This window comes from Corynebacterium sp. (genome assembly GCF_030532195.1).
In the GTDB taxonomy this organism is placed as follows: domain Bacteria; phylum Actinomycetota; class Actinomycetes; order Mycobacteriales; family Mycobacteriaceae; genus Corynebacterium.
The window spans coordinates 194,740-218,820 of the sequence record NZ_JAUNLP010000003.1; the positions used below are offsets into that span (position 1 = coordinate 194,740).

The 24,081-nt window shown below is 59.9% G+C and carries 21 protein-coding genes; 9 read left to right on the forward strand and 12 right to left on the reverse strand.

Annotated elements, in window-relative coordinates; translation table 11 throughout:
* The first annotated feature begins 37 nt into the window (after nt 1–37).
* Nucleotides 38–1,210 carry an alpha/beta hydrolase gene (locus tag Q4E11_RS05215; protein WP_303164204.1) on the forward strand — a complete coding sequence of 391 codons (1,173 nt, stop codon included), beginning with the start codon at nt 38–40 and terminating at the stop codon, nt 1,208–1,210.
* A gap of 342 nt (nt 1,211–1,552) precedes the next feature.
* On the opposite strand, the gene Q4E11_RS05220 is transcribed toward Q4E11_RS05215, so the two are convergent.
* The 4 genes from Q4E11_RS05220 to Q4E11_RS05235 form a co-directional block, all read right to left on the reverse strand.
* Nucleotides 1,553–2,458 (reverse strand): hypothetical protein, encoded by a 906-nt coding sequence (locus Q4E11_RS05220; RefSeq protein WP_303164205.1) that lies wholly within the window; start codon nt 2,456–2,458, stop codon nt 1,553–1,555.
* On the reverse strand, nt 2,455–3,078 hold the full coding sequence (locus tag Q4E11_RS05225) for an ATP-binding cassette domain-containing protein (protein WP_303164206.1): 624 nt from the start codon (nt 3,076–3,078) through the stop codon (nt 2,455–2,457). The genes Q4E11_RS05220 and Q4E11_RS05225 overlap by 4 nt, the downstream gene beginning before the upstream one ends.
* Nucleotides 3,079–3,370: 292 nt before the next feature.
* Nucleotides 3,371–4,633 (reverse strand): serine--tRNA ligase, encoded by a 1,263-nt coding sequence (gene serS, locus Q4E11_RS05230; RefSeq protein ID WP_303164208.1) that lies wholly within the window; start codon nt 4,631–4,633, stop codon nt 3,371–3,373.
* A 47-nt stretch (nt 4,634–4,680) separates the two neighbouring features.
* Nucleotides 4,681–5,334, reverse strand: a complete 654-nt coding sequence (locus tag Q4E11_RS05235) for a LysE family transporter (RefSeq protein WP_303164209.1) — start codon at nt 5,332–5,334, stop codon at nt 4,681–4,683.
* Between the two features lie 144 nt (nt 5,335–5,478).
* On the opposite strand from Q4E11_RS05235, the gene Q4E11_RS05240 reads away from it, so the two are divergent.
* From Q4E11_RS05240 to Q4E11_RS05250, 3 genes are read left to right on the forward strand one after another with little or no spacing between them, the layout of a single operon-like run.
* Nucleotides 5,479–6,693 (forward strand): septum formation family protein, encoded by a 1,215-nt coding sequence (locus tag Q4E11_RS05240; protein ID WP_303164210.1) that lies wholly within the window; start codon nt 5,479–5,481, stop codon nt 6,691–6,693.
* 25 nt (nt 6,694–6,718) lie between these two features.
* Nucleotides 6,719–7,063 (forward strand): metallopeptidase family protein, encoded by a 345-nt coding sequence (locus Q4E11_RS05245; protein ID WP_303164211.1) that lies wholly within the window; start codon nt 6,719–6,721, stop codon nt 7,061–7,063.
* Nucleotides 7,064–7,105: 42 nt separating this feature from the next.
* Nucleotides 7,106–7,663: a DUF1707 domain-containing protein gene (locus Q4E11_RS05250; RefSeq protein ID WP_303164212.1), complete on the forward strand. Its 558-nt coding sequence runs from the start codon at nt 7,106–7,108 to the stop codon at nt 7,661–7,663.
* Nucleotides 7,664–7,699: 36 nt separating this feature from the next.
* On the opposite strand, the gene Q4E11_RS05255 is transcribed toward Q4E11_RS05250, so the two are convergent.
* On the reverse strand, nt 7,700–8,479 hold the full coding sequence (locus tag Q4E11_RS05255; RefSeq protein ID WP_303164213.1) for a histidine phosphatase family protein: 780 nt from the start codon (nt 8,477–8,479) through the stop codon (nt 7,700–7,702).
* A gap of 2 nt (nt 8,480–8,481) precedes the next feature.
* Nucleotides 8,482–9,417 carry a prephenate dehydratase gene (gene pheA / locus Q4E11_RS05260; protein ID WP_303164214.1) on the reverse strand — a complete coding sequence of 312 codons (936 nt, stop codon included), beginning with the start codon at nt 9,415–9,417 and terminating at the stop codon, nt 8,482–8,484.
* Nucleotides 9,418–9,450: 33 nt separating this feature from the next.
* Between pheA and Q4E11_RS05265 the strand changes: the two genes are divergently transcribed.
* Nucleotides 9,451–10,839: an amidase gene (locus Q4E11_RS05265; RefSeq protein WP_303164215.1), complete on the forward strand. Its 1,389-nt coding sequence runs from the start codon at nt 9,451–9,453 to the stop codon at nt 10,837–10,839.
* Nucleotides 10,840–10,853: 14 nt separating this feature from the next.
* Here Q4E11_RS05265 and Q4E11_RS05270 read toward each other — a convergent pair whose 3' ends face one another.
* Nucleotides 10,854–11,687, reverse strand: a complete 834-nt coding sequence (locus Q4E11_RS05270) for a fructosamine kinase family protein (protein ID WP_303164256.1) — start codon at nt 11,685–11,687, stop codon at nt 10,854–10,856.
* An 85-nt stretch (nt 11,688–11,772) separates the two neighbouring features.
* Here Q4E11_RS05270 and Q4E11_RS05275 point away from each other — a divergent pair, with 85 nt between their 5' ends.
* Nucleotides 11,773–13,284: an LCP family protein gene (locus Q4E11_RS05275; protein WP_303164216.1), complete on the forward strand. Its 1,512-nt coding sequence runs from the start codon at nt 11,773–11,775 to the stop codon at nt 13,282–13,284.
* 50 nt (nt 13,285–13,334) lie between these two features.
* Here the strand turns inward: Q4E11_RS05275 and Q4E11_RS05280 are convergent, their stop codons facing one another.
* From Q4E11_RS05280 to Q4E11_RS05295, 4 genes are all read right to left on the reverse strand, one after another.
* The gene (locus tag Q4E11_RS05280) at nt 13,335–14,252 is read right to left on the reverse strand and encodes a DUF5926 family protein (RefSeq protein WP_303164217.1); all 918 of its coding nucleotides are present in this window, start codon (nt 14,250–14,252) and stop codon (nt 13,335–13,337) included.
* 48 nt (nt 14,253–14,300) lie between these two features.
* Complete coding sequence (locus tag Q4E11_RS05285; protein ID WP_303164218.1) at nt 14,301–15,173, reverse strand: hypothetical protein; 873 nt, start codon at nt 15,171–15,173, stop codon at nt 14,301–14,303.
* A 73-nt stretch (nt 15,174–15,246) separates the two neighbouring features.
* Nucleotides 15,247–17,202, reverse strand: a complete 1,956-nt coding sequence (locus Q4E11_RS05290; RefSeq protein ID WP_303164220.1) for a pyruvate kinase — start codon at nt 17,200–17,202, stop codon at nt 15,247–15,249.
* Between the two features lie 104 nt (nt 17,203–17,306).
* Entirely contained in the window at nt 17,307–18,254 is a 948-nt protein-coding gene (locus Q4E11_RS05295; protein WP_303164221.1) for an L-lactate dehydrogenase, read from the reverse strand.
* A 103-nt stretch (nt 18,255–18,357) separates the two neighbouring features.
* On the opposite strand from Q4E11_RS05295, the gene Q4E11_RS05300 reads away from it, so the two are divergent.
* The 3 genes from Q4E11_RS05300 (at nt 18,358) to Q4E11_RS05310 (ending at nt 22,104) form a co-directional block, all read left to right on the forward strand.
* Nucleotides 18,358–20,289: an alpha/beta-hydrolase family protein gene (locus Q4E11_RS05300; RefSeq protein ID WP_303164223.1), complete on the forward strand. Its 1,932-nt coding sequence runs from the start codon at nt 18,358–18,360 to the stop codon at nt 20,287–20,289.
* A 134-nt stretch (nt 20,290–20,423) separates the two neighbouring features.
* The gene (locus Q4E11_RS05305; protein WP_303164225.1) at nt 20,424–21,023 is read left to right on the forward strand and encodes a superoxide dismutase; all 600 of its coding nucleotides are present in this window, start codon (nt 20,424–20,426) and stop codon (nt 21,021–21,023) included.
* Nucleotides 21,024–21,270: 247 nt separating this feature from the next.
* The gene (locus Q4E11_RS05310; RefSeq protein ID WP_303164227.1) at nt 21,271–22,104 is read left to right on the forward strand and encodes a crotonase/enoyl-CoA hydratase family protein; all 834 of its coding nucleotides are present in this window, start codon (nt 21,271–21,273) and stop codon (nt 22,102–22,104) included.
* A 37-nt stretch (nt 22,105–22,141) separates the two neighbouring features.
* Here Q4E11_RS05310 and Q4E11_RS05315 read toward each other — a convergent pair whose 3' ends face one another.
* Nucleotides 22,142–23,962 (reverse strand): ribonuclease H-like domain-containing protein, encoded by a 1,821-nt coding sequence (locus Q4E11_RS05315; RefSeq protein ID WP_303164228.1) that lies wholly within the window; start codon nt 23,960–23,962, stop codon nt 22,142–22,144.
* Between the last annotated feature and the right edge of the window lie 119 nt (nt 23,963–24,081).

Consider the following 24,081-nt stretch of genomic DNA (forward strand, 5'->3'; position numbering starts at 1 on the left):
TCAATCGTTCCTACGAGCAAAAGAGAAGAGAGCAAGAATGCGTCGCGCGTCAATTTTCACCGCAGGCCTAGCAACCACCGTCACCCTTGCGTTGGGTGCTCCTGCAGCGTCGGCTGCTCCCCTGGATTTCATCAAGAATCCACTGGAAGCGACCCCGGATCCACAGTCCACTGCCATGGTCGAACTGCCTACTACCCCAGCACCGACCACTACCAATGACGGCCGACATGTAACTGTCAACGACGGCTACATGACCTCGACGGATGGCAAGGACACCCCTATTTACTGGAAGTCCAACACCATTCCGAACGCCAAGGGCACGGTCGTCGTCGTGCATGGTGCTGCAGAGCACCTGGGCCGCTACGAGTGGGTGACAGGCAAGCTGCTCAACGCCGGCTACAACGTCTACCGTCTCGATCACCGCGGTCACGGCCACTCGGGGCAGGTAGAGGGCACGCCGGTCGCGCGCGGGCACATCGATGATTTCCACTCGCTTGTCGACGATCTGCACCAGCTCGTCGAGAAGGCTAAGTCGGAAAATCCAAGCACCAAGACCTTCTTGCTCGGACACTCCATGGGCGGCCTTGCCGTGGATTTCCACGGCATTAAGTACCCAGGCTCTGTCGACGGCATCATCGCCAATGGTGGCGGCGCCCTGTTCAACCCGTACGGCGGCAATGAAAAGGGCGAAACCATCACTCCGGAGAAGATGACGGATGTCCAGCGTGAGGCACAGCCGACGCTGTACCAGCGCCTGCCATTCCAGGAGATGACCACCTTCAACGCACGTCTTTTGAAGGAAGTGCCGCAGCGCACCGAAATGCGTGCACCTTCTCTGCCGGGCAGCGATCTGATTCAGCTCGGCAACCCACTGGGTGCTCTGACTTCTTCGTCGCAGGCCGTGCGTGATGAGTACGACACCGATCCGTACAACAACCCCAAGCTGTCGCTCGGTATGGCTCAGCAGCTGGCATTCGCCGCTACCTACAACGGTGTCAACTCCGTCGACTTCAAGGAGCCTACCTTGGTCATGATGGGCGGCCATGACGAACTAGTACCGCCGTTCTTCTCCAGGGATTTCTACAACGGCATTTCCTCCAGCGACAAGAAGCTGGTTGAGTTCGAAGGCCAATTCCACGAGGTTTTCAATGAGCCGGCTCAGCAAGAGGCTATCAATACGGTCATCACCTGGCTCAATGAGCGTGCGTAGCTAGGTAGTTTGTAGGTACCTCAGCGCACTCGCGGCACGCAACGCTCGGTGTACTCGGCGTACTCGGCGAAACAGTGCCGACTGCGCATAGGGGCGACTGTCATTTTGGCAGTTGCCCCTTTTTTGTCCGTCGCATGCTCCGCTGCTCCACTCGCTCCGCTCTCTTGCTTTCCTCTTTCAGCTCTCCTCACCACACAAACTCGGGCTGCGTATGTACATAATCGGCCGAAATCAGACCAAAAAGTGCACACAACTACTCAGTTTCACATTTGCAGCCCTGTGACGCGGTCACGGCGCGGCCACTTAAACCTACTGACCAGACGGGTCACTTAGCCGCAGCGCCTACATAACCGGCGGAATCTGCGCTACCGCCATGAATTCCGAAGCAATGGCCGGAATAATAGCTAGGCCGCCAGAGAGCCAATACCGCAGCTTGCCCATTTCCAATGGCGCTCCCAAACCAATCTCAATCGAGGAAAAACCATTAGTTTCCCGTGGTTTTCCTCGAACAAGCGCGCAATAAACAATTGCCACGGCCGCCCACAGCATGGAATACATGGGACTCATCGGCATTCCCGGAAGGAATTGCGCGGCCATGCCAAGCACGGTCACGACGCTCAAGAATGCTACTCGCCATGGCAGCTGACCTGGCACTTCAAGCCTGGTAGCCCTCCACACCGCCGAGGCCAGCACCGCCCAGCAAAGCAAAACCAGTGTGCGTCCGCCTTTTCCAATAAACGGCGCAACAGCAAACTCCGCCAGCGCCACCGCCACAAATAGCAGCGGAATATACCCACGCCGCACCAACCTGCGCAGCATCAACACCGGCAAGGAAATGTGCACAAACGGCCGCTCCTTAATCCTGGCATTCCGCAGCCAGGAAGCAGCATAAATATTCGATGCCAACTCCGCATTAAAGAACATCAGAGTCACACGAGTCATCGATTGTGTCACGCCATTAGAGAGCACCGTTGCTAAACGACGTGGTCGTGCAGCCCCCAGCACATACCGGAAAACTCCGCCGATGCCGAACCCAAATACCGTGAACACCAGCACCTGGAGCCAACCATCACGGCCAATGTTGGGAAATCGCTGTGCTGGACGATACTCCCATTCCCAACGGTCACGGTCAACGGACCTCAGCGGGGCCATTCGTTCTGCAATGATGGCCAGTAGGAAAACAATGCCGACGATTCCTGCTATTTGGTAGGCGCTCGGTAAATCCGTCGTAAAGCCTGCGAAACTCACAACCGAATCTCCCGGTCTGCCTCTTCAATGAGTCGTGGCGAATGCGATGCGACAATCACGGTGAATCCAGACTGCGCCATCTGCCGAAGCTGTGCGCACAGCAGCCGCGTCCAGTCGGCGTCGAGGTGGCGCTCGGGCTCATCCAACGCAACAATCGGCGCTGCGACCGCCAATTGAATTCCCAGGTTTGCCCGCTGCTTCTGACCACTGGAAAGTCGGCTGGGCAGAGTATTGGGCAGCTCGGTGACGTGCCATGGTGCCAACCGACTCAGCAACGTGTCCATTTCCACGCCGGTGCGCAGCGAAATCAGACTAATGTGCTCACCGAGCGTCAAATCCGGCAAAAATGCTGGATCAGAAATGCTGGTCACACAGCCAGCACCTTGCGGGCTTGAAGGGGCGACCAGCGAAGCTTCGCCCTTGCAAGCTACCCGCACGGTGCCTTCGATTGGCTCTAGCTCACCTGCAATGGTGCTGATTAACGTTGATTTTCCCGCCCCATTTGGGCCTGTGATACTTACGAATTCCCCCCCCACTACATGCGCAGTGATTTCACCAAGAATGCTGTTGTGGCCGAATGTGCATTCAACTTCGAGGGAAGTTTTTCCTGGTTCAATCATGCTGCTGCTATCGGCCCTCTTTACATCGGTTCTCTTGTCGAATTATTGGCTCAATCCCCAACTACTTTGTAGCGCAGCTACTTGGCCTGCGTCTTGGGAATTGAAAATTTGCCAGTCCCCGTCGGCCCCCAGCCGGCCTGTCCGGAGCCACCCGGCCCCAGAAAGTGACTACCTTTAGGGCAGTTTCACGCCGAAAATTGGCACAAAACTGCCATAAACTTACGCACTTTCTACGAAAAAAGCCGGCCCCACGAGGATCCGGCCAAATTTCTGCGAGAAAGCCTCTACCCGCCTACTTAACCGGCTCGAGAACTTCCTTGCCCATCATGAACGGGCGCAGTGCCTCCGGAATCACCACGGAACCATCGGCCTGCTGGTGGTTTTCCAGGATGGCAACCAGCCAACGCGTGGTGGCCAGCGTGCCGTTGAGGGTGGCGCAGTACTGCGACTTGCCGTCGGCATCGCGGTAGCGGGTCTTCAAACGACGAGCCTGGAAGGTGGTGCAGTTGGAAGTCGAGGTCAGCTCGCGGTAGGTGTTCTGCGTCGGCACCCAGGCCTCAGTATCGAACTTGCGGGACGCCGAAGCACCCAGGTCGCCACCAGCGACATCGATGATGCGGTACGGCACCTCAACGGCAGCGAGCATCTCGCGCTCCATATTCAGCAGCTTCTGGTGCTCCTCCTCCGCCTGTTCCGGCGGGCAGTAGGAGAACATCTCCAGCTTGTCGAACTGGTGCACGCGCAAAATGCCGCGGGTGTCCTTACCGTACGAGCCCGCTTCACGACGGAAGCAGGAGGACCAACCCGCATAGCGACGCGGCCCCTCCGACAGGTCAATAATCTCATTGGAGTGGTAGCCGGCCAGCGCTACTTCCGAGGTACCGACCAGGTAGAGGTCATCTTCCTGCAGGTAGTAAATCTCATCGGAGTGGGCACCGAGGAAGCCAGTGCCCGCCATGGTCTCCGGGCGAACCAGAACCGGCGGCACCATCAGCTGGAAACCATTCTGGATTGCTTTCTGAGCAGCCAGGTTCATCATGGCCAACTGCAGCATGGCGCCGTAGCCGGTCAGGAAGTAGAAGCGGGAGCCGGAAACCTTCACGCCGCGCTCCATATCAATAAGACCCAGCGATTCGCCGAGGTCCAGGTGATCCTTCGGTTCGAAGTCGAACTTCGGAATCTCGCCGATTTCCTCCAGCACCACAAAGTCATCCTCGCCGCCGGCAGGTGCACCGGTGACGATGTTGCCAATCATGTACTGCAGGCGCTCGACCTCAGCTTCTGCTTCCTTTTGCTCCGCTTCGGCCGCCTTCACGGCGTCGGAAAGCTCCTTGGCCTTTTCCAGCATCGCCGGACGCTCTTCCTTGGAGGCCTGACCGATCTTCTTGCCGAAGCCCTTCTGCTCCGAGCGCAGCGCGTCGGTGGAGGCAATAACCTCACGGCGCTTCGCGTCAGCTTCGAGCAGCTGATCGACCAATGCCGGGTCCTCACCACGGGTGCGCTGGGACTCGCGGGCTACTTCAGGGTTTTCGCGGAGAAACTTGAGATCAATCACGTCACCTAGAGTACCTGGTTTACGTCGGCAAGCAGGCACAAGGCGTGCTAGAGAATCAACTCCGCACCGGAGGCGATCAACAGCGCACCGAGCACGAGGAAGATTGCGCCCGCGACGGTGTCGATCCACGGGCCTGCCAGCACCATTCGCTTTACGACGGCATCCGTCGACACCACCACTGCGATAATCAGGAAGAATGCGACTTGAGCAATGATCAGTGCCAGCGCATAAATCAGCAGTACCCACCACGGCGCACCGGATGGGATGAACTGAGAAAGTACGGCAGCCAGGAACAGGACAATCTTCGGGTTGGACATGTTGGTGAAGAAGCCCTGTCGGAATGTGGCTTTTGGAGACTTCAGTGTCGCGGCACCGATTGCCGGGGTCGCGCCGGCGCGGAGTTCCAACAGGGTATTGATGCCGGATTTACCCATGCTTATGCCCATGTACACCAGGTAGCAGCCACCGACTAGCTGAATCGCGCCCATCAACCACGGGATTGCCGTGATTGCGGCAGCGAAGCCGAAGACGGTGAGACTAATCCAAATTGCGGCACCTGTGCTGATACCAGCAACGGCCGCCAGTGCGTGCTTGCGCGATTTGGTGGCAAGACGCAGCACGAGAAAAAGGTCAGGGCCTGGTGAGGCCATCCCAATAATGTGGACGCCCAGCAGGCTGAGAAGTGCAGTCCATGTAAACACGTGTGTGTCCTCACTCGGTTACAAATACCGGCCTATTGTAGTGCGTGAAAGCGGGTACGAAACTTGGCGGTATCGCGGCTAATCGCCGTGGCGTGTCTTGTGGCCTTGTCCGCAGGCTCGTTTGCGGTGCACAATGGGGACACTATGGCTGTGAACAATCTGAAGCAGGGGCGCGATTCCGCTGCCGATACCGCTACCCAATCCGGTGGCGGCTCCGGCAGCGGCTCCGGTAGCTCGCGCGGTAGCTGGGGGTTGCGCGCTTTTTCAACTGCAATGCTGGTGGGAGCTGCGGGCATGGCTTTTGCGCTCCAGGCTGGGGTTATCGAAGCGCCAGCAGGGGCCACTGGCGCTCATGGTTCTGTGAAAAACTCAGCGTCGTCGCCGACATCGACCACTGTCATTGATAAGGAGACTGCGGCATTTACCAATGCTGCGCGCGGAGATTGCCTGGACTGGAACTTGGCCGAGGACCTTAATATCTCGGACTTCCGTGTCGTCCCCTGCGCCGAACCACATGCCTATGAGGTGGCAAAGAAGCTGCAGCTGACCGACTTTGAAGAACATCCCGGTCAGTACTCCAAGACGGCCGCGTACCCCACGCAGGACAACCTCATTGCGCTGCAAAATGGAGTGTGCCGCGACACTGTGACTGAGTACCTCCAAGGAAAGTACGACCCGCATGGGCGCTTCATCACCGCCCCGATTATTCCTTCTCCCAGCCAGTGGCAAAAGGGCGATCGCGCGCTGATGTGCGGCATTCAGGTCGTCGATGAAAACGGGGCGACAACACACATCAATGGCCCAGCAGCCGGGCAGGATCAGGCTCGTGTGTTCGAACCCGGGCGCTGCGTCACGGTGGATGAACAAGGTGCGATCAACCAGGTGCCGTGCACGGAGGATCACGTGATGGAGTCCACGGGCATCATCAACCTGCGCGATCACTTCGGCGACAATGTTCCCACTGATCAGGAGCAAAACGACGTGCTGGCTGAGCAGTGTGTTCTCCGCGCGCAGGAGTATCTCGGTGGCGATGACAACCTGTACAACTCCACGCTCATGCCATTTTGGACCTCGCTGCCGCAGGAGTCATTGGACGCTGGCTCGCGCAATGTGAACTGCTGGTTGATTAAGGACAATGGTCAGGGCGGTTTTTCAACTCTCAATGGCCATGCCAATGAGTCCTTCACCATCGATGGTCAGCCGCCAGTAGCACCACCGCCACGCAATCCGCTGCGTGAGGATCAGGCAGACCCCAACGCTGGTGCCGGTGCCGGTGCTGGTGCTGGTGCTGATGCTGCGGGCGGTTCTGCGGCTCCAGCTGATCCGGCAGCTCCAGACGCACCGGTTGCAGGGCAGTAAGAAACAAATACAAACGAGAGCACAGATGGTATATGTCAGTCCGGAGCGCTTCGACGAGCTTGTCGACGAAGCCATCGACCGTGTCCCCCAGGAGTTTTTGGACCAGTTAGACCAGGTCATCATCCAGGTGCATCCCTACAATGTTGACCAGCCAACACTGCTGGGACTCTACGAGGGCGTGCCACTGACCGAGCGTTCGAATAACCATTGGGGTCCACCCGACCAGATCAGCCTGTATCGCGACATGCTCTGTCGCATCAGCCGGGATGAGCAGGACCTCATCGAGCAGATCCGCGTCACTCTCCTGCATGAAATCGGGCATTACTTCGGTCTTGAGGAAGAGGATTTGGACCGTCTCGGCTACGGCTAAGTTTCTGTCGCCCACGCGCTAACTAGGCTGTAGCCTGAACGTATGAGCGAGTCCTCAAGCGAAAAACCGGAAATCAGGGTCGGTGATAGGCAGCGCAACGCTGCCATGGAACGCCTGGGCAATCACTTCGCTGATGGCTACTTGGATGTCGACGAATTCAGTAAGCGCACCGAAGCCGCCGCATCCGCAAAAACTCGTTCTGAACTGGATAAACTATTCTTCGACTTACCGGCCGAGGTCTCATCGGAAAACTCGCCGAACACTCCACCAAACACGCCGCCGTCCCCGCAGCGGCTCAGCCCCGAACAAGAACTGCAGAACCTTTTAAAAAAGGGCCACCAGCTCAACATCATTGACACTGTCGCAGCAGTCATCTGCATCATCAGCATGGGGCTGATGATCTTTACCGAGCTCGACGGGGCCTGGGTGGGATTCATTATTGCCACCGGTGTCGTCCTCATTGGCCGCGCGGTCCTCAAAATCAACGATGACGATGAAGAGCTCCTCAACGAAATCAACGAAGAGGAATCCAAGCGTCGCACCGAGCGTCTGCGCCTGGCCGCCGAAAAGCGCCGCCAAATCCAGGAGGGCCGCAGTTAACAGCCCATAAAGCGCTGCTCACCCGCATAATCGCCCCTAGGGCAACTCGTTTTCGCCCCAGCGCCGTACTTCCCACGTGCCCGGTTCGATACCGGCATGCTTGCCGACGTTCGCAGCGCTTGGCACCAACTCAATGCGCTCGGTGTTCGCAATGCGGTGTCGCAGTGCGTATTCAGGGTCCATCCCGGTCAGGTACTGCCCCACCAGGCGAATTGCCGCGCCATGGCTGACGATTACGATGTCATGTTTGCTGTCCGGCTTGGACTCAGAGCCTTCCGCGCCCGACTTTTCCAACAGCTGATTCAGCGTCGGCAGGAAGCGACCTAGCAGGTCAGCGCCGGATTCACCGCCAGGCAGCTGGTAGTCCATCTCGCCGTGCAGCCAATGGTAGAAGGCACGCATGTATTCCATGTGCGCATCGCGGTCACTGCGTCCCTCCAGGTCACCGGCCTGAATCTCGTGGAGGCCACCCTCATGGCGCAGGCGCACGGTGGTCTCGCCATGGTGGTGCAGTCCCGCAACCGCGCCCGCGCCAGTTTGGCGTGCGCGCAGGGCATGGGATGTGACGATGTCACCGATTCTGTGGACGTCGGGAAGCAAAAGGCGTCCCAAGCTGCGCGCCTGCGTCACGCCGAGGTCGGTCAGTGGCGCGCCCGGCAGCGCGGTGTCGAGGCGGCGCTTGATATTGCCCGTCGTCTGGCCGTGGCGGATGAAGATGATGCGCTGCGAGTCCACCGGTGTGACGGATTCGGGGCGGTCGGGACGGTCGTCGAGAAATGGCAGCTGTCCGACTGGATTTTCAGGTGCGGGTGTCATTTTTACCTTCGTCCTTCCTTAAGTCCTTCGACCCATGTAATTGACTGAGACAGGTCTGGTGGCGGGGTCATCACACTGCGACGGCCAGCCTCAGAGACCGGCCAGGACCCCAGGAAGCGCAGGTCCTCGGCATATTCATGCAGAGATGCAAGAGCTGCGGAAACCTGCGGGTCATCGACGTGACCGTTGCAGTCAATGAAGAAACGGTAGAGCCCGAAAAGTTCGCGGGTGGGTCGCGATTCAATGCGGGTCAGGTTGATCTGACGAACGGCGAACTCATTCATTGCCCGCATCAGGGTGCCCGGCTGATTCGGCAGCGTAAAGGACACCGAGGTGCGATCGGCACCGGTCCGCGGTGTCGGCACGCCGGGACGCCCCACCAGCAGGAAGCGGGTGCGGGCACCGCGCACGTCGGCGACTTCGGTGGCCAGCGCATCCAACCCCAGCAGTTCCCCGGCGCGGGCCGGTGCGGCGCAGGCGTCGTGAACTCCTTCGGCGACCTTGTGCGCGGCCGCCGCATTGGAGCTGGCCTGGTGAACCTCGACTCCGGGAAGGTTGGCATCCACCCACTGTTTAACCTGCGGATACGCCACTGGATGCGTCGTAAAAGTGCGAACCTGGTCGGCCGTGGTACCCGGGCGAACCAGGATTGAAAACACCACATCGACCTCGGTTTCCCGGAACACCTGGAGCTCCGGACCGGCCGTCAGCGCATCAAAGGTCGGTGTCACCGGCCCATCCACACTGCTTTCAATGGCCACACAGGCATAGTCCGCCTCACCGCGGCGAACAGCTCCCAATGCGGCGGCGGGGCTATCCACGGCGATGGGCTCAACTGCGGATTCACCAGCGGGATCAATATGCCCGGCGCGCGCCATGTCCCACAGCGCCTGCTCGGTGAACGTGCCTGCGGGCCCCAGATAAGTAACCGTCGTCATATGCTCAGATTAGAGCCCTCCTACACTTATTGCATGACCTTTCCTCCCGAGTTTTCTGCCCGCGCCCTCACCGAAGCCGTACACAGTGGCGCAATCTCGCTGAAGGAAATCACCGAAGAATTCGCCACGCGTGCCGACGATGCCGCCGCCGACCCTGCCTCATCAGGTGTGGCCACGTCACTGGCGCAGCGTGCTGTCGACCGCGCAGATGAGCTCTCCACCGAGGCTCCGCACCCAGCTGGTGGTGGTGCGCGCGACCTATTCGGCCTGCCTGTGGCAGTAAAGGATCTCTTCCCCATCGACGGTGTCGAGTGCACGATGGGATCTGCTAACTTGACCTTTACCGCTGCTGAGACCGCCAAGCCGGTGACCAAGTTGCTCGCCCGCGGCGCCGTCCTGACCGCCACCACGCACACCTCCGAGGTCGGTATGACGGCCTATACGGAGCCGATTGGTTTGACTGCGCCACACAACCCGTACTTCGGTGCAAGCGAAGAAGAAGGCGACACGCCACTTACCCCCGGCGGCTCCTCCGGCGGCAGTGCGGTCGCCGTTGCCACTGGCGTGGTTCCGGCTGCACTCGGCTCCGACGGCGGTGGCTCCATCCGTGTGCCCGCGGCGTGCTGTGGGCTGGTTGGGCTCAAACCGGCTCACGATATCTCCAGTGGCAACCTGGCCACACCCGCTTTTCTGACGCGCACGCTTGACGACGCAGCCCTGCTCGCCGGGCTTCCCCGCGCCACCAGCGGCAGTACCAGGCTGGCCGACCGCGCATCGAGGCCCCTTCGCATTGGAGTGACCACCAGCCCTTTTCATGCTGAGGTGGACGTCGATAAGCGTTGGTCAGCTGGTGCGTGGGCGGCGGCGGACCGATTGGCAGATGCTGGGTACGACGTCGTCGAGGTGGACTCCCCCTATGATCCGGCGGGCCCAGATGCGTTTGAGATCTTTCGACGCACGATTACGCGCATGGCGGCGAAGCTGCCACAGGCGGACTATTCCGAAATGGTGCAGTGGATTCGCGCCTCTGGCCAGGGAATTCGCGCGGAGGATGCGGCGCGCACGCATAATCAGCGTCTGGCATTGCCCACAATGATTCGGTCACGGTGGGATGTTGATGCTGTCATTACCCCGACTCTGGCCTTTGATCCGCCGCGCATTGGGTACTTCTCGGAGTTGGAGTCGTCCGAGGATTTTGATGAGCAGACGCGTTGGACCCCGTGGCTATCGCTGTGGAATCTGACCGGCTGGGCGAGTCTGTCAGTGCCTGTCTCGGCGCCTGTCTCGGTACCGCTGCCAGCACCGGCAACAGCCGCGCATGACCATGCGAATCCACCGTTGACCAGTGTCAACATCGGCGCGGTACGCTGCGGCGAGGCGGAGCTGCTGCAGATTGCCGCAGCGCTCAACCCGCGTAGTTAGGATCTACCGCGCCGCTACTGCACGTACTTGCGGGCAACCCCAAACGCCTGCGAGGCATAGCCGCCACCGAAGAGAACTGCATGCATGAGCACCGCATACAGCTGATGGAGTTCGCAGTGCTCCGCAAAGTGAGGCACGGGATGCACCGACTGGTAGCCGCGCAGGATTTCGTCGAAATGCGATGCCCCAAACAGCGCCAGAAGCGCTAGATCCTCTTCCGGATGTCCACCGTGGGCTGCTGGGTCAATCAGCACCGCGCCGTCGACGTCCCACATGAGATTTCCCCACCACAGGTCGCCATGAACCCGCGCGGGAGCGTCCTCGGTGTCGAAGTCACCAGCCAATAATCTATCGATGAGCTGGTCAAATACTGCGAGCTGGCGGTCACTATAGGTGCGCTCCAACTTTGCCAGCGCCGGCAGTAGCCGCCCCTTGGCCCAGTACTCGCCGAAGCTCTCCCGCGGAGTCAGGTCCATCTTCATCGGCTGGTCCAACGGCCCAAAGTAGCCGCTTCCCTCCCAGCCATCGGGGCCAGCACCCCAGCCGCCTGCTCCCATCTCGTGCGTAATGGCCAGACCCTTGCCGAATTCAAAGGCCGCTTCCGCATCCGGTGCCGCAGCATGTACGCGTCGCAGGCGTAGTTCCTGCGCACTCACGCCCAACACCTGGACAACGCGGGCGCCACCGTGCTGCTGGCCCTCACGCAACCAGTTCAGGCCTGCGGCTTCACAGGCGAAGAAGTCCCTGGGCACACCGTGCCGAGTCTTGATGAAGACATCCGCCTCATCTTTTGCGCTGCGATTTTCCTGGCTCATTTCGGACATATCTCCAGCATAAACACGCTTTATGGCAACAGGTAGTGCCCGCACCACCCAATTCGGTGGCGGTGGATAGGTTCTCTATCTGTGCCGTCGTCTCCTATTCTTAATGGCTATGGAAGGCAACTCCGACGACTCGCGCATCGCCCGCGACCGCTATGGTCGTCCGCTGAAGGACCGCTATGGCCGTCCCATCTACCGTCGCACTGATGACTCGCATAGCGCACGCTCGAGCTCACATCAGCGGTCGTCGGAGCCGCCACGCTCCCGCAGGTCTGATTCGTCTCACGCTTCACGACGGCCCATTCCCCCGCGCCCGGATAACTCCGCCCGGGCATCGGCACCCCGCCACGCGGCGCGGCCTGCACCGCAGCGTCGGCCACAGCCACAACCGGAACGTCGTCAAGCGCCGAACCCTGTGCGCCCTCAGCGCCCGGCGCGTCCTGAGCAGCCGGTGCGTCGGCAGCAGCCGATGAATGAGACTCGCCTTCAGCCGCGGCCGGGGGCGATGTCCGGCGGCTCTGCTGATTACGATCCACGGTTTCCCCCGCCCGGCTATAACCCGGATGCGGATTTCCGTGGCTCCTCGCATGGTGCGTACGGCAAGAACCAGCAGTACTACCCTGCTGCGCCACAGGCCGGCGCTGGTGGTGCTGCCGGCGGAGGCGCGGGTGCGGCTATCGGTGCCCGTGGCGGCAAAAAGCGCTTCAGCATGCCTCACTTCCGTATGCCGCGGATGCGTTTTAAGACCATCATCCTGGTCATTGTCATCTTCCTCGTTGCCATGATGGCACTGGTCGATGTGCGCCTGACCAGGGTGGATGCGTTCTCGGGCCTGGAGGATCGCCCCTCTAACACCATGGCGTCCAACTGGTTGCTCGTGGGCTCTGACTCCCGCGCGGGACTATCCGAAGAAGATGCTGCGAAGCTGTCGACTGGCAGTGGCGATTTCGGTCAGCGCACCGACACAATCATGATTGCGCATGTTCCGCTGTTCGGTAAGCCGAAGCTGGTCAGTATCCCGCGTGACTCCTTCGTGGAGATTCCGGGCAACGATCAAAACAAGATTAATGCGGCGTTCGCATTCGGTGGCCCGCAGCTGCTCATTGACACCGTGGAGAAAAACACCGGTATCCACATCGACCACTACGCCGAGATTGGCTTCGGTGGTTTCGCCGGTGTCGTCGATGCTGTCGGTGGCATTGAGATGTGTCCGGAAGAGCCCATTGATGACCCACTGGCGGGCATTAACATTCAGGCCGGTTGCCAGAAGTTCGACGGTGCCAGTGCCCTGGGCTATGTGCGTACCCGCGCTACCGCGCAGGGTGACCTCGACCGCGTGCAGCGCCAGCGCGAATTCATGGGTGCGCTGATGGGACGACTGAAGTCACCAGCGGTGTGGCTGAACCCCTACCGCTGGATTCGCCTGTCCTCTGCCGGTACAAAGGCGATGTTTGTCGGCGATGGTGACCATGTCTGGCACTTGAGCTGGCTGCTTGTGCGCATGCTCTTTGGCGCGGACTCGATTACCGTCCCCACCTCCGGAGCCATGGACACCGGTTATGCGGGCAATGTCCTGCTCTGGGATGAGCAGCAAGCCCCGGCGCTATTTGAAGAACTGAAGTAGCCGACGAGGCTGAGCGCGCCTCCTCGGCTCCTCAGCTGCTTCAGTTCCGATTAGTTTCGGATAGTCACCTGACGCGAGACGATGGTCTCGCGGGACTTACGCTCCTCAGCCGTCAGCGGCTCATTGCTGGCCAGTGCCTCAGCGATGCGTTTATCAGCTGCTTCCACGGCCTCAACCCAATGGTCATACGGCTTGGTGTTGTCCAAGTCCCACACCGGAACCAGCAGGCCGTCGGTGCGGAAGACACCGGCGAACTTCGTGCCCTCACCCAGGGAGAGGTTATCGGCGGCGTGCACGCGAGCCAGTGCATCCAGCAGCGGCTTTTCATCCTCGCGGCGGACCCAGCGGATGTGAGCGCGCTCGCCCGGATCAATCCACCAGATAGCGCCCGCAACGTCCGCATCCAGGCGGTACGACGGCACAATCGCACCGTTGGCCACCTGGAGGTTCTGCTCAATCATCGGGGTGCGCTGAATGCCTGCCGGGATCCACCACTCGAAGTCCTGGTGGACCTCCATATTGTCCAGATCCACGGCGGTCATGACGTCGGTAAGCGGTGCGACCTCGCCATCGGTGGCGGCACCGAGCTGCTGACCCGGCTCTGCGTCGCGCGCCCACGTGAGCGCACGGGCGAGATCCGCCGCACCGTCGTTGGTGCGCGCCTGCGTCTGCAGTGCGACGAAAGCCTCGTTTCCCTGGTCAGCGGCGCGAGTCAGCGCAGCGACACCACCTGGCAGGACGGTGCACAGCTTGATTGGGCGCTCAGCACCAGCGACAGTGACTGGAATGACAACTGCCGGCGCAAACTCGCGGACAGCCACGAGATCAGCCTCGGCATCGTAGTCCTTGAATGGACGCGGATTGCCCATCAGCGCAGCACGTTCAGCAGCGCGGGCAGCCAGCTTCGCCTGACGACGGCTCATGCCCTCTGGGGCCTGATTATTCTTCTTACGAGATTTCTTTCCCACAAGGCCAAAGAATACCTACTTGCAGCGCAGACTTCGCGAAGGCCTCTACTACTTATAGAAATCGTCGACGAAATTACCCGCCGTGCCTTCAAAAAGCCGCTTGTCGACGGCACCTGCGCCCGCGGCCTCCGACTTGTCTGCATTCTCGCTGGGAATAAAACCCTTGGACCAAAAACCGGGCTCAACTTTTTCGCGCCCAGTACCAACGGGAATGTGCCGGTGAACTTCCTCCGGTGCAAGAATGTGGCTGAGCAGGCGGGCGGTAAGAGCAGTGGTGACAAAGGCCAGCACCGTGATGATGCCAGCTTGGAAATAGGTGCGCGCCACATCCGCCGCAATAAACCAGCCAACTGCCACTGGCCACAAAACGCAGCTTAAGTACCAAAAGATGCGTCCTGGCCCCATGACTGCGACCGAACCACTTTCCTTCAACGCCATGATGGGGCCGGGAATATTTTTCACCGGCCACATGTGCATGGTGTGAATCTCAGTGGCCGTGCGACTCAACAGTGGCCGGGCATAAGTGGCGCGATCACGCATGGCCTGCAGAAGCTTGTACACCGAGAAACCAAGTCCGATGACACTGATCATGCCGCACAAGCCGATTACCCACGCGCCGATTTCACCGAGCAGCGACACGACCAAGTCTTTGCCCGGACTCAACACACTGAGCCAGACAAAGAAGGCGAACACGGCGAACAATCCTGCGCCACCGGATGCCCAGCGAGCGACAACGTCTGCGCGCTTGCGCACGACCTCATCAGCCACTGCAGGCGGGGTGGCGCCGGTGATGGTCAATTGCGAGAGCGAACCTTGCCATTGTGCCTGGGCAGAAGGCATGACATGACCCGGCGTTTCTGCCTGTTCAGTGGGCGCCTGTTCGATGGACGCCTGTTCAGAGTGCACCTGCTCAGTGGACATTGTGCGCGGGGACTCCTCTCTCGGATGATTTCCCACCCTACCTAACCTAGTCCTCCGCGCCCTGAGGGGCCGGCTAGTCAGACCAGCTGCGAATCTTGCGCAGCATTACGCGACTCTTGCGCTGCGAGCGGCCCATCTTCCGAGCCAGATCGTTGAGAATCTGGATTGCCTCGGTGATGTGCGGGCCCTTATTTAGCATCACGCACTCGGCACGCAGTGCGAAGGCCGCGTCGGTGATTTCAGCACGGGACGGCAAACCCGCCTTGGCCATGTTCTCCAGCACCTGAGTACCCAGAATCGTTGGCACACCAGCGGCCTGTGCCAGCGTCAGAATCTGGCCCGGCACCTCACCCATGCGGTCAAAGCCCAGCTCAACAGCCAGGTCACCGCGGGCAATCATCAGGCCAGTCTTCGCACGCAGCAAGCTGGTGATGATGATGTTCGGCAGATTCTCAAATGCCGGAATCGTCTCAATCTTCAGCACCACGCCGAGCTCACGAGCCCGGCGCGCCAGGTCCTCGCGGCCCACATTTTCGTGCTCTGCCGCAATTTCATCCAGAATCTTGAAGACGTACTCGACATCCTGCTTGGTGCGGATGAAGCTCACGGCTGCAATGTCCGCATTTTCTACGACAAAGCGTAAGTCCTCGATGTCATCTTCAGTCAGCGAATTAAGTGGCAGGTCGGTTTTCGGCAGGTTGATACCTTTGTTCTCCGCCAGGGACTGTCCCTTTGGCTTTGCGCGGGTAACGCGTAGGAGGGCATCGACGTAAGTGCCCTGGTCATCCGACTTCTCAGAGACCTCAACGACTTCTGCGGCCAGGGCGCCGTCGTCGAAAAGCACTGGATCGCCCGGAGTCAGCGCCGACACCGCCGTCGGCAGCGAGCAGAAGACGCGTGGAATGTCCTCGGCAGAACGCGGCAGAATGGTGACTTCTTCGCGGCTGGTGAGAACCAGCTGGTCGCCGGTGTTGAAGCGCAACTTCTGGATAGTCGCCGGAACACCGCCAGCGCGGGTGACTTCATAGTTGCTGCGCAGGTGTGTGCCCTCAGCGATCCAGGCGTTCTTGTCGCCCTCGGCGAGAACACCCAGAGTTTCGCCCTCGGCATCGCGTTCAATGCGCACGACGGTGAAGTGGCGCTTGGCGGAGCGAGAGTCATGCAGCGTGATGACATCATCAACCTGCAGTTGCTCCAACCAGCCACTATCCGCCTGCAGCGGCAGCGCGGGACGCCCCGGCAAACCATCCGGAACCGGCAACGGGTTTTCAGCCAGACGCGGAGTTAGCCAAATCTTGGACTTAAAAACCACCTGACCTGCATCATCACGGACAACGCGGGCGCGGCCCACACGCGGACCCGGCTCGATGGTGCCGGTGCGCAGCTTCGGACCGGCCAGGTCCATCGACACTGGAATGCGACGACCAACCTTTTTCGCAGCGGCATTGACATTGTCAATCATGCGATTCCACTGCTCAGGGCCGTCATGGGCGCAGTTGATGCGGGCCAAGTCCATACCGGCCACAGCAAAGCTCTCAACCAGTGCAGCATCATCTGCGGCCTCGGTCGGCAGCGTCACCATAATGTGCGAAGTAACTTCCTCACGCTCCTGACCAAACAGCGCCGTAGCGTTGTCATCCAGCGCGAGGTCAGCACGCTCATCATCGGCAATGATGCTGGCAATGTCGATATCCGACTTCCTACCGGCCAGTGCCAGCAGCGCATTGAGTGCCAGCTCCAGACGACCACGAGTGAAAGTCTCAATGGTTGTCAGACTGGTAACGCCCAGGTCATGCAGCTGATTCTGCAGTTCACGGATATCAATGGTGCGCAGATGCGCGTAGTGCAGGAGGTTCTCCGCATGCCTGCGGCGCTCCTCCGGCACCTCTGCCAGTAGCGACGCGGCATCTGCACTGACGCTGTCGAGTTCCGCGATGAGATCCGTAATTTGACTAATGAGTAGGTCAAGCCGCGGAAGGCCGTCCTCGGTGGTGTCGGTCGCTTCAACTTCGGGGCTCTGCGCTGGCATAGAGAAAACACTCCTGTGCGTTGATTAGTTCCGTGCGTGTGCAAAACACGCCCGCGCTAATCATTCTCAAACGAGATTGGCTAACGCGCATGTCGAGCGGGGTGTTACTTCCAGAACGGATCCTGAATCTCCCTCAAGGTGGCAACGGATTTTTCCAACTGCTGCTGCTCATAGTCATCGAGTTCCAGCTCAATGACACGACGAATACCTCGACGGTTAACGATGGCCGGGGTACCGATGTAGATATCTTCTTCGCCGTATTCACCCTGCAAGTAGGCCGAAACAGGCAGAGCCACATCTTGATTTTGGAAGATTGCGCGGGTGATTCGAGCTAGCCCCATACCGATGCCGTAGGAAGTAGAGCCCTTGGCATCAATGATTTTGTAGGCCGCATCTCGCGTGCGGATAAAGATGTCCTCCAGCTCGTCGTGAAGCGCGGGATTCGCCGCTAGCTTGCCTGCCAGACTGACGCCCGCGACGTTGGCGCTGGAGAGCACGGGAAGCTCGGAATCACCGTGCTCGCCGATGATGTAGGCGTGCACGCTCATTGGCGAGACCTCGAAATACTCTCCCAACATGTAGCGGAAACGGGCCGAATCCAAGATGGTGCCGGAGCCAAAAACACGATTGTGCGGCAGTCCGGAGTACTTCCAGACGGCGTAGGTCAAAATATCGACGGGATTGGCGGCCACCAAAATAATGCCGTCGAATCCGCTACCCATGATGGAGTCGACAATCGACTTCATGATTTTCATGTTCTTGTCCACCAACTGCAGGCGTGTCTCACCCGGCTTTTGCGCCGCACCTGCGCAGATGACCACCAACGCGGCATCCTCACAGTCGGCATATGTGCCCTGCGTGACTCTCGTGCGCGAAGAAGCCCACACCACGCCATGGTTTAAGTCCATGACGTTGCCCATGGTTTTCTTCGTATCAATGTCAATGATTGCCAAATGGTCAATGCTGCCCTGGTTAACCAGTGAGTAGGCGTATGCGACTCCAACATCACCGGCTCCGACGAGCACGACTTTGTTACCTGTGGATGTTTTCATTGTCCACGGCTCCTTCTAAACCGATACGGAAAAGGTGCATCAACCGACAGGCTACGCGCTAGTTGCACAACCGGCGCGTCCGATTTTTGCCATTATGGAAGTTATGGGATTCCTGAGTCGCACTATCCGCTCAGTCGTGCCAGCTGGTGCGGCCAATAAAGCTCGCGCAGCTCGAGTGGCTCACGTGGCTCGAGCGGGTCAGACAGTGCAGTCAACCAGTGCGGTTCAGGCCACCGGAGCTGCCGTGGCGTCCGGCGGGAAAGCCGTCGGCAAGATTTTCCGCGAGCGTTTTCTGGGTAAAGGGCCGGGAACTCTGCGCAACGCACTTCGCGCTGGCATCCCCTCAAATCCCGGCTTGATTGGTGCTGAAATTGCATCCTGGGCAGCATTTAGTCCCTCTCTGATGCCGCGCACCCGCGTGGCCACTGTAACTGTGACCTTCACTGCTCAACTAGCCGGTCATGTCACAGGTGTTGCTACCGGCTATGGCTACAACAAGGCACTGCAATGGCTGGAATCCTCGCGATTTTCCCGTTTCGCGCCAGCTCCGCGCCATCAGCGCACCATGGCTCTGATTTGGCACGCTGCAACAACTGCCACAACCGTTGCGGTCTGGCGTAAGTCGATTGTCCAACAGCGTGAAATTGGCCGTTTGGTGGGCAAGGACGAGCAGGAGTCGGCTCGCAGCCAGCTCGCCTCCACGATGATTGCCAGCGGGCTGTACTTAGCCACTCGCGGACTGTCTGCGCTGGCCAACCGTGCTTATGATGCTCTGCGCGACCGCATGCGCCCCTGGCTGCCACGCGGCCTCGCCCCGATTCTCAGCGGTGCGATTGTCGGCGGCACCGTAGCCACCAGCATCGACCTGTTGGTTATTCGCCGTGGGTTTGAGAATGTCGCCAAGCGCTACCGCTACCTCAACTCCCTCATCGTGCCGGGCCGCCTGCAGCCCTGGGAACCAGAGCGTTCCGGGAGCCCGTGGTCCCTGGAACCATGGCATGCCCTCGGCGCTGAGGGGCGGGTTTTTGTCGCGGAGGGGCCACGTGCCCACGAGCTGGCGATGGTCTCGGGCAAGGAAACCTCCGAGGTCCAGGAGCCGATTCGCATTTATGCCGGCAAGGTTCCCGGCCGCTCGCTGGAGTCGCAGGCCGAGCTCATCATTCGCGAGATGCATCGCACGGGCGCATTCTGGCGCGACCACATCGTTGTCTTCACCACCACCGGCACGGGTTGGGTGCCACCGTGGTCATCACAGGCCGTGGAATTTCTCACCTTGGGCAACTGTGCAACTGTCGCGCTGCAGTACTCTCATCTGCCGTCGCCGGTTGCGTGGCTAACTGACCATGAAACGCCTATCGCCGCAGGTAGGGTACTTATTAGTCGCGTTTTGCAAGAGGTCGACAAAATGCCGGAGGATGACCGCCCAAAGGTCTACGTCGCCGGTGAGTCCCTCGGCGGCTTCGGCGGTCTTGGCGCGTTCGACAACGCCGAGGACATGCTCGCTCACATCGACGGTGCCGTCTGGACCGGCGCACCACAGTTCTCCGCAATGTGGAAAGAGCTGACTTTCAACCGCGCGACGGGCTCGCCCGAGATCGCGCCGGTTATCAACGACGGCAAGAACATCCGTTTTGCCACCCGCCCCCAGGAGCTCTACGAGACCTTCTACGGCACCAAGTTCGGACCGTGGGAGTTTCCACGCGTGGCATTTTTGCAGCACGCCTCAGATCCAATCGTGTGGTGGGACTACCCCCTGGCGTGGCGCCGCCCCGACTGGCTGGTCGAACGCGTCGGCCGCGATGTTCTGCCGGCCATGCGTTGGTTCCCGTTCGTCACATTCTGGCAAGTACTCATCGACGGGCTCGCCTCCGTCACCGTCCCCGGCGGTCATGGACACCGCTACGAAGAGGAGATGCTCCCGACGTGGGCATCGATTCTGGACATTCCGCTTGACGACGATCTCGGCGGCGCGGCCGGAATGCGGTTTAAGCGCATAGTCAAGTGGATTCGCCGCAACCAGCCGCCACGTTCATAAATAAAACTATGTCGGTTGACCAGCCATTTTAGCAATTACGAATCAATTTCCTTTCTTAATTGGTTGCGCATTCTCTCATCTTGAGTACCATCGACGGCACAAACAAAAATCGTTGTTGAGGAGGAATTTTTTCAATGGCTAAGTACGAACTTCCTGAGCTGGATTACGCTTACGACGCTCTGGAGCCGCACATCTCCGGCGAGATTATGGAGCTGCACCACAGCAAGCACCACGCTAATTACGTCAACGGTGCAAACGCTGCTCTGGAGAAGCTTGAGGCTGCTCGCGAGTCTGGCGACTTCGCTGCTGTTACCGGCCTGTCCAAGGACCTGGCATTCAACCTTGGTGGCCACACTAACCACTCCCTGTTCTGGAAGCTGCTGTCCCCGAACGGTGGCGGCAAGCCGACCGGTGAGCTGGCAGAGGCTATCGACCGCGACTTCGGTTCCTTCGAGAAGTTCCAGGCTCACTTCAACGCTGCGGCCCTGGGTCTGCAGGGCTCCGGCTGGGCCGTCCTTGGCTACGACACCATTGCAGAGCGCCTGGTTATTGAGCAGATGACTGACCAGCAGGGCAACCTGTCCATCAACCTGAAGCCGGTTCTGCTGCTGGATATGTGGGAGCACGCATTCTACCTGCAGTACAAGAACGTTAAGGCTGACTACGTCAAGGCTGTCTGGAACGTCTTCAACTGGGACTACGCTGCAGAGCTCTTCGCAGCTGCTAAGAAGTAAGACTTCAGACTTCTAAAAAGTCTTCCTGGTCTTTTAAGAGCGCGTGGCTTTTTACGCGTCCCTGCCACGCGGCTCTTGAAATGGCGTACCGGCCCACTGGATGTGGAAGGTAGAACCATACGGTTCACCCGACCCCCAGCGGGTCGGTTTTTTATTGCCACAACTGCTGACCTGTTTCGCGGCTCTTCCAGTTGTGGTTTTCTCTTTTTGGCTCCACAGCCAATGACCGTCGTTTAGCGTTAGTCCCATGAACACGCGCAATTACGTCACAGTCGCCTATGAGAGCCTGTCTGCTGGTGAAGAAAAGATTGCCATCGTCAGTCTGGATCGGCCGAAAAAGCTCAATGGCCTGACTTTGGAGACCCTCAACGAGCTGTCTGCCGTCGCCCGACGCCTGGCGGATGACCGAGATTTGCGTGGAGTCATCTTGCGAGGGGAAGGACCATCATTTTGCGCGGGCCTCGACTTTGCCTCTGCGTTTAAGAAGCCCTCACGTGTGCTGCGCAATTTTGTGCCCGATATTCACGGTACGAACCTCTTTCAGCGTGCCTGCTGGGATTGGCGACGCCTGCCGGTGCCGGTGATCGCTGTAGTGCACGGACATTGTTATGGCGGTGGTTTGCAGCTGGCAATGGGCGCGGATCTCCGTATCACCACGACGGATGCGAAGTGGTCCATTTTGGAAGCCAAGTGGGGCCTTATCCCAGACATGTCCGGCATGCGCACGATTCTGGATGAGGTCAGCGCCGATGTTGCGCGCTGGCTCACCATGTCCGGTGAAGAAATCTGTGGCGCGAAAGCCGCCGACATTGGCCTGGCCACCTGGAGTGTTGAGGATGAGCCCGCCGCCGTAGAGCTGGCGAAGGAGAAATTGACGCAGCTGGCTACGCGCTCCCCCGATCAGCTGGCCGCAACCAAGATGCTCTTCCGCGACGTGCACCGCAGCCCTCGGGCGACTTTCCGAGCAGAACGCGCTCAGCAGCTCATTTTGCTTGCGAAGAAGAACACGGCCATCATCCGCAATGCGGCGATGACGAAGATCGCGCCACGTTTTGCCCGGCGCGGTACATGGGTGCGCTGACTTACGTGCCACACTACCGCTGTCGCCCAGCCAAGCCCTAGGGAATTGGCAGGTCCTTTCCGTGCGGCAAATCTTCCATCGCACGCTGAGAATCCAACCAATCGCGGACGTGGGCGACGGAGCGGCAGTCGTCGCCGTTGTAGCGCAGCAGCATCGCGCGCGCCTCGGTTTGGCTGAGCTTTTCAAAGTCCTGTTCGACCACAAAGTCGAGGTCCGTCGCCGTGGCAATGCGGTACAGATCCAGCGATGCTTCACCGTTGACATCGGAATCACGCCAGTGGAACCCGGACCACGGTGCCACGACTTTCAGCCCCATTCCCACTGGTGAGATGATTTGGCGCCGCGTGATTTTCAGCATGTCCACCCACTCGGCCGAGCCGATGAACTTGTCGACTTCCTGACGCGTCGGCACCCGCACAATCTTCGTCAGCCCCTCCGTGCCATCGATGCCATCCGTGCCAGCAATCCCCGCCGCCGCAGCGGAATCGACCGGTACCTCAAACTCCTGGCCACCAAACTTCCGAGCGGTCGTGCGCAGCCAGTAGTTCTCGCCTTCGGCAGCCCAGCAGTAGGCTCGGAAGGTCTCACCGCGCGCCACCGCCGCATTCCTCCGAGACATCAAGTAATCCCAGAAAATCGCGAAGTTTCGCGCCTCCGCGGTACCGCCAAGCCCCTCTGGCCCCGGCGGTTCCCAGGTCACGAAACCGCGATAGTCCTCACCCGGCACCCATGTGCCCCACAGGTAGGCGCCATCGTTGGGATACGCCTCCATGTCGATGTCCATTTCCACATCCGCACGCGGAGCCGAGGTCTTCTTGGTCACCCGCAGCGCTTCGACGTCGGCAAGCCGAGCGCGCGCCAACCACACCTGCTCGTTGCTGACATGCGGCACGCTCGTGTCCGCGCGGGCGAGAGCGGTCACCGTATTAATCCCCGAACTGCGCAAACGCATCGATTTATCGCCCGGCAGCAGCAGCGAAATATCGTCGTGCGCAGTTAGCTCTTTGAAGCAATAGTCGTGGTGACGGCACGTCCGACACTCGCGAATTCGGCGCGGTGCCAGCGGCCATGTCCCCAGCGTAAACCGCGAGGGGCGCCCCTGCGTCGCGGCGACCGCGTCACGAGCATCGCGCAGCGCCATCCGGTACGAAGCCACCCGCGATCCCTCTTCCGCAATCACGATATGACGCGCATCCAGATTCATACCCGTCGCGCTAATCGCCCCGACCATGCCGCTAGAAACGCCCAGGCGGTGCAGCATCGCCGCCGCCTGCCCCAGCGCCACAGCATCAGGCCCGTGATGACGCAGCTTGTACTCATCCGCACCAATAATCGAATCACGCACCGTCCGCCCCAGCACGCCCTGCCGCCCCAGACGGTCAACGCTAAGCAGGCGCGCTTGCACCGGGGAGCGCCCGTTCGCGCGTGACGACGGCGCCTTCCTGCGCCTATTCGCCTTGCGAGCAGACAGCAGATGCCGAGTCACCACCAACACCGGCATATAGGTAGGTCCTGGTGCATGCGGCGCATCATCGATTTTGACCAGTAGATCTGGATGACAAATCTCATCAATGCCGGAGTAGACACGCCCAGGCATTGGCCGTTCACGCAGGAGTACCGCGCCGGCGATGACATCCTCTCCGCGAGCAATGGCCTCCAGAGTGTCAAGAGATGCGTCCGGCCCCGGCTCTACGGTGTACAGACCGGGGATGGACGCAATGGCCGTCGGCAAGCGATGCACATGACGATGCGAAGAGGCGACCAAGCGGCCGTCACGGAGGTCCAAGCTGAGTCGATATCGACAGCCGATTAAGTCGTCTGCGTGCAGCAGTGGGCGCGAAGCGGATGAATCAGTCACAATGAGAATTAGCGTATCGCCACTCGGTAGGAAGTTTCACGTTAAGCTTGGATGGCAAGAATCGTGATGCAGCCACTGCATCTGGCAAGCGCACTCTGGTGTGGCGGAGAAGTGATGTC